The organism is Methanosarcina sp., from assembly GCF_035390745.1.
GTDB lineage: Archaea > Halobacteriota > Methanosarcinia > Methanosarcinales > Methanosarcinaceae > Methanosarcina.
The window spans coordinates 64769-71350 of the sequence record NZ_DAOOUJ010000007.1 but is presented as its reverse complement, the minus strand read 5'-3'; the positions used below and the strand labels follow the sequence as shown (position 1 = coordinate 71350).

Annotated in this window: 7 protein-coding genes; 2 read left to right on the top strand and 5 right to left on the bottom strand. The window is 44.0% G+C overall.

Annotated elements, in window-relative coordinates; genetic code table 11:
- Positions 1-261: 261 nt before the first annotated feature.
- The 5 genes from PLL47_RS03600 to nifS form a co-directional block, all read right to left on the bottom strand.
- A complete protein-coding gene (locus PLL47_RS03600; RefSeq protein ID WP_324444826.1) occupies positions 262-1503 on the bottom strand; it encodes a transglutaminase-like domain-containing protein in 1242 nt (413 codons plus the stop codon).
- 116 nt (positions 1504-1619) lie between these two features.
- The gene (gene pth2, locus PLL47_RS03595; protein WP_048140301.1) at positions 1620-1967 is read right to left on the bottom strand and encodes a peptidyl-tRNA hydrolase Pth2; all 348 of its coding nucleotides are present in this window, start codon (positions 1965-1967) and stop codon (positions 1620-1622) included.
- Positions 1968-2227: 260 nt separating this feature from the next.
- A complete protein-coding gene (mptN, locus tag PLL47_RS03590; protein WP_324444853.1) occupies positions 2228-3208 on the bottom strand; it encodes a tetrahydromethanopterin:alpha-L-glutamate ligase in 981 nt (326 codons plus the stop codon).
- Positions 3209-3411: 203 nt separating this feature from the next.
- Positions 3412-3801 carry a Fe-S cluster assembly scaffold protein NifU gene (gene nifU, locus PLL47_RS03585; protein WP_324444825.1) on the bottom strand — a complete coding sequence of 130 codons (390 nt, stop codon included), beginning with the start codon at positions 3799-3801 and terminating at the stop codon, positions 3412-3414.
- Positions 3802-3828: 27 nt separating this feature from the next.
- Positions 3829-5019, bottom strand: coding sequence for a cysteine desulfurase NifS (gene nifS, locus PLL47_RS03580; RefSeq protein ID WP_324444824.1), 1191 nt, complete (start codon positions 5017-5019; stop codon positions 3829-3831).
- 233 nt (positions 5020-5252) lie between these two features.
- Between nifS and PLL47_RS03575 the strand changes: the two genes are divergently transcribed.
- Positions 5253-5729, top strand: a complete 477-nt coding sequence (locus tag PLL47_RS03575; protein WP_324444823.1) for a CidA/LrgA family protein — start codon at positions 5253-5255, stop codon at positions 5727-5729.
- A gap of 1 nt (position 5730) precedes the next feature.
- Entirely contained in the window at positions 5731-6447 is a 717-nt protein-coding gene (locus PLL47_RS03570) for an LrgB family protein (RefSeq protein WP_324444822.1), read from the top strand.
- Positions 6448-6582 lie beyond the last annotated feature (135 nt).

Below are 6582 nucleotides of genomic sequence, written 5' to 3'. Positions count from 1 at the left end.
CCATAAGTTGTAAACACTCCTTTAATTAACTGAATTACTTTAATAAATTGAATAAGCTGAATAATTTTGATAAACTGAATAAGCTGAATTAATTAAATAAACTGAATAATTTTTTGAACAAAACTCAATGCCGGATTTTTGAGTAAAAAGTAAAAAGATAAAAACGTTGATTGGTGGTTGAGATCAACAATTTTCCTGAAAAATATTTCCATAACCTGTATGCCAGACCCTGTATGTGATTGCTTATCTTCTGCATGGAATTTATTTAAGCGCTCTGGTGCTGATGTCAATCACTTTTACCTTGCTTGTATTTACGAATGTCCAGCTTCTTTCGGTTTCGTTTTCTTCTAATCCCTGAATCTTTACCTGAGCTGTTTTTCCAGGCAGCCCGCCTGCATAAAGGCTGGAAGTAGGGTCGAGCATGAGCCAGGAACCGTATTCGTCAGTCAGGTAGTTTACGTCAACATTTCCGTAATAAGCCCTTATTCCTTTAACTGCTGCTTCGGCTTCCTTGGTTCCGTTGCCCAGATATACGGCTGCAAAGGCGTGGTTGTCCGTCAGATAGATTCGGGTTGTGCCTCCAACAGCTTCGAGCATGGATGAAAGAAGAATTGCCTGATCCTCGCAGTCTCCTGCCCCGATCCTCAGAGTCACATTTGCTGGCTCCCATATATCATTCTCTCTGGGGTCACTTACGTATTTGATTTCCTCTTTTACCATGTCAAAGAGGGCGCAGACCTGATAGATATTATAAGCTCCAGGGTATAAGCGGGCTGTTTCGGCTGCTCTGGCTCTGACATCAGGCTGGGATGGCTCCACCAGCCGGTTTATTGTCTTAAAGTAATATTCAGGATTGTATCGGTATACCGGAGTGTATTTTTCGGGCATCGGTTTCAGATCTGCGGTGAATCCGTTCAGGAAATAGGGGTCGTATTCATGCCATTTCCCTTCTGAGGTAGAGGCAAGAAGCCAGAGAACTATGCTAAATCTGGCGGTTTCCTCTTCAGGCACCTGGACTGTGATTATCCCGAGAATCTGTTCTTCTCCCGGAGAAAGCAAAGCTCCGCAGTCTTCTGAAAAAATCCGGTTTCCAGAAGCGTTAACCGAAACTCCGTACCTGTCAATAAAGATCGGGTTTCTGCCTTCATTTTTAACTCTTATTTTTAGATACCCTACTCCTCCCTGGAAAAGCTCTGAGGTCTGATAGTTACTGCTGAGAGAGAAACCAGGTTGCAGTGGTGTCCTCAGAACAGGAGTAAGTTCGTTTTTTGAAGTGGAATACGAAGGTACTGCCGGAAAAGTAAAAGTAGACGTATCAGGAACGAAAGCTTCTTCAGAGTTTTCAGTACCAGACCCCAGCCCGAGAAAATCTTTTATTTCGTGCGTAAGACTGCCAACAGAGTCCGGAAAGAGAAATCCAGTTATTATAGCCAGTAAAAGACATATACTCAGGACAGCAATTATCGAGGCTATGTCTTTTTCTGAAACCTCTGAGATATTCATGAATGCCCTCCTGAATGGGATAGCAGGCAGAATTTCTTTTCTGTCAGTGAAAACATCTCTTCAGGTATCCTTTGCTAGCTTTTTTTAAAACGGGTTCTCAGTCCTTTCTCCTACAGTTAAACAAGTTTAAGATCCCGTGTAACTTTATCTATAATCTCTTCTTTTGCCGGTCCGATCCCCAGTACCGTGACTGTTCCGGGAGGGATTTCAGTAAGACCTGCGTCCTGTATAAGGGCGGTAGGGAGCCCTTCCCTTCTTGCTTTTTCCTTAAGCTCATAAAGGTCCTTAAGGGTGGGAACTTTCAGGACAACTTTTTTTTGCCCTCCTTCTTTCCATTTTTCAAGGTCGCTTTTGCTTGCCCATTCAGCTGCGGAAAGGGCGGCATGAGCCACCTGTACGGCAAATTTGCCTTTAGAAAGTTTAAGGTCGTCCCGGGTAACTATACATTGTTTGTATTCGCTCATCTTTTGCCTCGGGCTTATTCAAAGGCAGACTATATCTTAATGTTTTCTGTGAAGCCTTTTCAGCTTGTAAATCTTAACATTATAACTTTTTTCTAAATTATTCGGAGACTTATCAGCTTCAGACTTCCTGTCCTCAAACTGCTTAAGATCTACAGTAGCTTTTACTGATTTTACATATATTGCAGTTTTACATTTGATATGCTGCATTAAAAATCTTTCTAAAATATGTTATACTCTCTTCAATAACATTTATAGTTGATTCATAAAATATTTTGAATGTGTTCCACAATATAGTCCGCGGGATTTATGCTCCACGCGTCAAAAATCCCTTTTCCTGAAGGAGTTCCGTTGACTTCGAGTATTCTGGGACCCGGCTTTTTCCCGCTGCTCTGACCTTTACAGTTCTCATCCCTCTTTTCTACAGGATCTTCAGGCCCCTCTATAATATCAATACCTGCAAATGTTGTGCCAATTGCAAGGGAAGCTCTTTCTGCAATTTCTCTCTGTTCATCTGTAAGCACACACCTGTCCGAACTTCCTCCCTGGCTCAGGTTGTTAACCCAGGAACCCGCAGCAGCTTTCCTGTAAATCGCCCCAACGGCAGTGCCGCCCACAACAAAAGCCCTTATGTCTCTCCCGGGATTTTCTATGAACTCCTGAATATAGAGCATCCCCCTCTCTTCGAGCAGCTTTTCGAGAGTTTCTTCAACAGGTAAAGGCCCGGTTTTTCTGTCTGAAAACTGGACTTCCCGGTTCTTTACCCTCACAATATCCTTTCCTTTATAGCCAAAAACAGGTTTTATAACGGCGTCCTCGAATTCTGATATCGCCTTTAAGGCTGCATCCAGGCTCTGGACAGCTATCGTTTCAGGTACAGGAAGCCCGGCCCTTGCCAGGAGATAAGAAGCATGGTACTTGTTTGCCGCGTTCTGGATGGCTTCCGGAGGGTTTATAACCGGAATTCCTTCTGCCTCCAGTTCCCTCAGGATATCAAATCTGAATGACACCCCTTCAAAAGCCCCTGCACCCACATCCCTCACAATCAGTGCATCAAGGTCCGAGAGCATTATTTCCCCTTCTTTAAAAAGAGTGGCTGGCTCAGAAACTCCTGAACCTATCCTGACATCTGCCTTCCTGAGGTCAAGAACAAGAGGAGAAAAGCCTTTTTCTTTTGCTGCATTGATAAGTGCCCGGGCTGTCCAGTCTTCCGGGTCGGTGATCGCGATCCCTATCTTTTTCATAGGGTATGATCTGGTGCTTTTTTTATCAAGTTTACGATATGGATTTTTCAAACTTACTGAAAGCACCCGGAAGGCTAAAAGTGTTTCAAAAAAGTAATCATGTGGTTTTCAGTCCCGGGAACTTTACAATTAACCGGCAAATTTTATGAACATTTTACAGTTTTGAAAGTTTATGAATTTTTGAAAGCTTATGACTATTCATTTCAGGTCTTCTCTTCCAGGGGTTCAAGCCCCGTCTTTTTGCGGTAATAATTTATTGCCTTATGGGTCGCTTCCCTCGAAACTACCGAGCACTCAAGTTTTCCCGGAGGCAGCCCATCAAGCGCTTCAGCTACATCTTCGTTTGTAAGCTCCCAGGCTTCTTCAAGGGTCTTGCCTTTTATCATTTCGGTTGCCATGCTGCTGGATGCGATTGCTGCTGCACAGCCAAATGTCTTGAACTTTACATCTTCAATTCTGTTATCCCGGATTTTCAGGAAAATCTTCATCCGGTCACCATGGGGATTTCCGGCTTCTCCCACACCATCCGCATTTTCTATTTCCCCCACATTTCTGGGATTCATAAAATGGTCCATGACTTTTTTGTTATACACAAAATCCCCCTCTTTAAGTCCTTTTATTCACTTTTCACATTCATCAGTCAGCCTGTAAAATGGAGATATAGCCCTCAATTTTCCAACGACCTCTGGCAGTACTTCGAGTACATAATCAATATCCTCTTCAGTATTTGCGTCTCCAAGTGTCAGGCGCAGAGAGCCCTGTGCAGTCTCTGGCGGCACTCCTATTGCGCTGAGAACATGTGAGGGATTAAGCGAACCTGAAGAGCAGGCACTGCCTGTTGAACTGCAGATCCCAAACTGGTCAAGCATAAGAAGCAGGGACTCCCCTTCGATATACTTAAAACTGAAGTTAAGGTTCCCAGGAAGGCGTTTTTCCGGGTGCCCGTTCAGCCTGCAGAAGGGAATTTCCATTATTCCTGCCCTGAGGCGATCCCTCATTTTCCTTATCTTTTCGCTGTGTTCCTCGATATTTGCAGTTGCAAGCTCTATCGCTTTTCCCATGCCGGCGATTCCTGCAACATTTTCTGTCCCGGCACGCTTTCCTCTTTCCTGGGCTCCCCCGTGCATGTAGCTGTCAATTTCTGTCCCTTCCCTTATATAGAGAGCTCCTGTTCCTTTTGGTCCATAGAATTTATGTGAGGAAAGGGAGAGCATATCCACATCCTTATCTTTTCCATTCAGGTCAAGGGGGATATTGCCTATTGCCTGCACCGCATCGGTATGGAAAGGAATCCCGTGCTCTCTGGCAATCTTCCCTATTTCTGGAATGGGCTCGATAGTCCCTATTTCATTATTGGCATACATTACTGAAATCAGGATGGTATCTTCTCTTATTGCATCTTCCAGTTCTTCCGGGTCTACAAGTCCGTATTCGTCAACAGGCAGATAGGTTACCTCAAAGCCCTGCGTTTTGAGATACTCGCAGGGATAAAGCACTGCATGGTGTTCGATTGGTATGGTAATGATATGGTTCCCTTTTTTTCGCCTGGCAAAAGCAGTTCCTTTAACAGCCCAGTTGTCAGACTCGGTCCCCCCTGAAGTAAAGTAAATTTCTTCGGATCTGGCTCCAAGGGCTTTTGCAAGCTTTTCCCTTGCGGTTTCCACAGCTTCTTTTCCTTCCCTGCCTATTGAATACAGGGAAGAAGGATTCCCGAAATGGTCTCTCATAAAAGGCAGCATAGTTTCAGCCACTTCAGGTTTTATGAAAGTGGTGGCTGCGTGGTCCATGTATACTAAGCGGTTCTCTCCCATAGAACACCCTAGGAAAATAGGAGTTCGCTTGATATGAATTTATTGTGCGCCCTTCAAAGCTTTCAGTTTTTACCTGAACTGTGAAATATCCGGACTGCTCTAAAAAGTACGTCTGAGCGGTTTATGCACAGGTTACCGGTTTAGATACACTGCAAACAATTTTTGCAGCACCGAGAAAGTATTTATAATTCTATTTCTTTAGTCCGCTTCCAATAAAGGAGGAAAATAAGCTTTTGCTAAAACAGTTTTCAATCATTCTCGGCATTTACTTTCTGGGCGACCTTCTTCAAAAAACATTCGGGCTGCCTGTCCCGGGCAATATCCTGGGCATGTTAATCCTTTTTTTCTGCCTGCTTGCGGGTGTGATCAAGCTTGAAACAATAAGCCGGATAAGCGATTTTCTTCTCGAGAATCTGTCTTTTTTCTTCCTTCCAGCAGGAGTCAGCCTTATAACCTGCTCTGGTGTGCTTGAAGGAAAATGGACAGCGGTCCTCGGGGTTTCCATTATCTCAACAGTAATAATCCTTGGTGTTACAGGGCTGACAGTGGAGTTTGTCAAAAAGTTGATCCAAAAAAAGCCCGCAGAGGCAAAGTCTATAGATGCAGCTTTGTTCGGAAAAAAGAGAGCAACTGGTGGGAAAAGTGCAAAAGAAGTTCAGGTACATGAAAGAGCTAAGTCATCCGACAGGAAGACAAAAGAGGTGAGCTGAAGTGCAGGCCGATTTTCTGAATGAGTTTCTAAGCACGCCTCTCTTTGGGATTCTTCTTTCATTGGTCGCTTTTCAGATAGGGGTTCTGCTCTATAAAAAGACCCGTTCTTCGGTCTTCAATCCTCTTCTTGTGGGCTTTGTTCTTGTGATTCTTTTCCTCATTTACTTCAGGATAGATTTTGAGACCTACAATGTGGGTGGAGACTATATTTCCTTCTTCCTCGGGCCTTCAACCGTGGTCCTTGCCGTGCCTCTCTATAAGAAAATCCAGCTCCTTAAAAGCGATGCCCTTCCTATAATTGCAGGCATAAGTGCAGGCTGCATTGCGGGCATCTCAAGCATTCTCATCTTCTCCAGCCTCTTTGGGCTTGATGAGGTCATAACCAGTTCTCTTGTCCCCAAATCCGTGACCACACCCATAGGAATAGAGATTTCAAAACAGATCGGAGGGCTTCCTGCAATAACAGTAGCTGCAATTGTGGTAACAGGAATTATAGGGGCTGTTCTGGGCCCGTTCATTTGCCACGCTTTCCATATAAAAGACAGCGTTGCAGTCGGCATTGCAATAGGAACAGCTTCCCACGCTCTCGGGACAACAAGGGCAATAGAACTTGGAGAAACCGAAGGAGCAATGAGCGGTCTTGCAATTGGGATTGCAGGGTTAATAACGGTTTTTCTGGCACCGGTGCTGATTTATGTTTTTGGGATTCTGCTCTAAGAATCTTTATGAAATTCTGGAATAACTCCTGATTATTTTATGAAAGAGTTCCACCTGGAATCCGATATTTTATTTGTCGGGGAAACCGTTTTTTTACTCACTTTAAATCTCGGAAATCTTTGATTTTCATATGGT